Below are 2,296 nucleotides of genomic sequence, written 5' to 3' on the forward strand. Positions count from 1 at the left end.
GCACGTGATGCGGTCCGCCCTCTCGTGCTACCTCGGCGAGTCCAGGGCGGCGTCGACGACGAGCGTCAGGGGCGGGCGGGGGTCGGTCGGGTCGTGGCGGGCGATCGCGTGGAGCAGCAGGCCCTCGTAGGCGCCGGAGACGGCGATCATCGCCGCGCGCGCGTCGGCGGCCCCGAGGCGGCCCACCATCCGCTCGCCCCAGTCGAGGAGCGCCTCGCGGCCGCGGTCGACGCGCCCGCGGAGGTCGGGGTCGTGGCTCGCCTCCAGGAAGAGGACGAGGCGGGCGGTCGTGGCGGCGCGGTCGGGGCCGGTCGCCTGCGCGAAGCCGGCGCACAGCATGTCGACGAAGTCGGCCGCAGACCGGGGTTCCGGTGCGGCGGACAGGCCCGCCAGGTCGCGGGCGGCGAGCTCGTCGGAGACGCCCGCCAGCAGCGCGGCGCGGGTGCGGAAGTAGTTCGACGTCGAACCGCGGGGAAGCCCGGCGCGCTCGTCGACGCGTCCGTGGGTGAGGGCGCGGAGCCCCTCGGTGCCGAGCAGGTCCACCGCCGCGTCGAGCGCGCGGCGTCGGGGCGGGATGCTGGTGGTCACCACGGCACCCTAACCCCGGTACTACAGATCTAGTGACATGGCACTATGAACGTAGTACCGTCGAGGGATGGACGAGAACGTGGTGGGCGAGGGGCGGGCCGCCTCGGCGCGGCCCGAGGCGTCGGCCGAGGTGCCGATGCCCGAGCTCGCCGGCGTCACCCACCGGTGGGTCGACGTCGACGGGCTCGCGATGCACGTCGTCGAGCAGGGGACCGGGGACCCGGTGCTGCTGCTCCACGGGTTCCCGGAGCACTGGTGGGAGTGGCGCGGCGTCATCGGACCGCTCGCCGACGACCACCGGGTCGTGTGCCCCGACCTGCGCGGGTTCGGCTGGACCGACGCGCCGCCGGACGGCTACACGCGCGACCGGCTCCTGGCCGACGTCGTCGGCCTGCTCGACGCGCTCGCCGTCGACCGGACGCACGTCGTCGCGCACGACTGGGGCGCGCTGGTCGGCTTCCACCTGTGCCTCGAGCGACCCGACCGCGCCGTCTCGTTGCTGAGCATGGGCGTGCCCCACCTGTGGCTGCGGTTCGACCCGCGACTGCTGCTCATGATGCGGCACACCTGGTTCCAGGTGGTCATCGCCTCGCGACTGACCGGACCGCGCGCCCTGTCGCGGGGCCGGCAGCGGCTGCCGCGCCACCTGCTCCAGGAGTACGGCAGCGACGCGCCCGTGATGACGGAGGCCGACGTCGAGGCGTACCTCGCGCCCTTGCGGCAGCCCGCGGGCGCGCGCGCCGGCTCGGCGCTCTGTCGAGACTTCGTGCGTCGCGAGCTGTGGGCGGTGCTGCGCGGCGCCTACCGCGACCAGCACCTGGCCGCGCCGACCGTGGCGCTGCTCGGCGAGAACGACATCCTCAGCGACCCCGCGCTGCTCGGCGGCTACGAGGAGCACGCCGACGACCTCACCGTCGACGTGCTCCCCGGGGTCTCGCACTTCATGGTCGACGAGCGCCCGGACCTCGTCGTCGACCGCGCGCGGGAGCTGTTCGCCCGCGCGGCGTGACGGTGCTCAGCTGCTCAGACGTCGGCCGAGTGCGCGCCGGTGACGGGCGGGTCGGCCGACCACGGGAACGTGATCCACAGGTCGGTGTCCCGCCAGGAGTAGTCCGGCCGGATGATCGTGCGGGGCTTGGTGTAGAGCACCACGGACCGGGCGTCGGCGCCCTGCTTCGCGAGCATGTCCATGACGAGCGCGAGGGTGCGGCCGGAGTCGGCGACGTCGTCCACGACGAGCACCCTGGACCCGGGCAGCTCGGACGTGTCCATGAGCGGCGGGAGCACGCGCGGGTCGTCGAGGGTCTTGCCGATGTCGGTGTAGAACTCGACGTTCATCGTGCCCACGCCCTTGGTGCCCAGGGCGTACGCCATCGCACCGCCGGGCACCAGGCCGCCGCGCGCGACGGCGATCACGACGTCGGGCAGGAAGCCGCTGTCGACGACCTGCTGGGCGAGCTCGCGGATCGCGACGGGCAGCAGGGTCCAGGTGAGGACCTCGCGCTCGGGGGCGACGTCGGCGTCGGCGGGCACGGTCGCTTCGGCGGGGGTGGGCTCTGCGCTCATGGCACCCGAGACTACGCGCGACGGCGGGCCCCCGGGACCGGGGGCCCGCCGTCGTTGTGGGGCCGACCGGCGGCCGACCTGCAGCCGACCTCCGGCCGACCTGCACGCCCGTCCTCCAGAAGTCCTCCACGAAACCACCACG

Annotated in this window: 3 protein-coding genes; 1 reads left to right on the plus strand and 2 read right to left on the minus strand. The window is 74.5% G+C overall.

Annotated elements, in window-relative coordinates; all coding sequences use genetic code 11:
- Positions 1-27 precede the first annotated feature (27 nt).
- Entirely contained in the window at positions 28-588 is a 561-nt protein-coding gene (locus ACFQ80_RS22535; protein WP_430552022.1) for a TetR/AcrR family transcriptional regulator, read from the minus strand.
- Between the two features lie 67 nt (positions 589-655).
- Between ACFQ80_RS22535 and ACFQ80_RS22540 the strand changes: the two genes are divergently transcribed.
- The gene (locus tag ACFQ80_RS22540) at positions 656-1,597 is read left to right on the plus strand and encodes an alpha/beta fold hydrolase (RefSeq protein WP_430565202.1); all 942 of its coding nucleotides are present in this window, start codon (positions 656-658) and stop codon (positions 1,595-1,597) included.
- 14 nt (positions 1,598-1,611) lie between these two features.
- Here the strand turns inward: ACFQ80_RS22540 and ACFQ80_RS22545 are convergent, their stop codons facing one another.
- Positions 1,612-2,154 carry a phosphoribosyltransferase gene (locus ACFQ80_RS22545; RefSeq protein WP_430565203.1) on the minus strand — a complete coding sequence of 181 codons (543 nt, stop codon included), beginning with the start codon at positions 2,152-2,154 and terminating at the stop codon, positions 1,612-1,614.
- Positions 2,155-2,296: the final 142 nt, after the last annotated feature.

Source organism: Isoptericola sp. NPDC056578 (assembly GCF_042793275.1).
Classification (GTDB): domain Bacteria; phylum Actinomycetota; class Actinomycetes; order Actinomycetales; family Cellulomonadaceae; genus Isoptericola.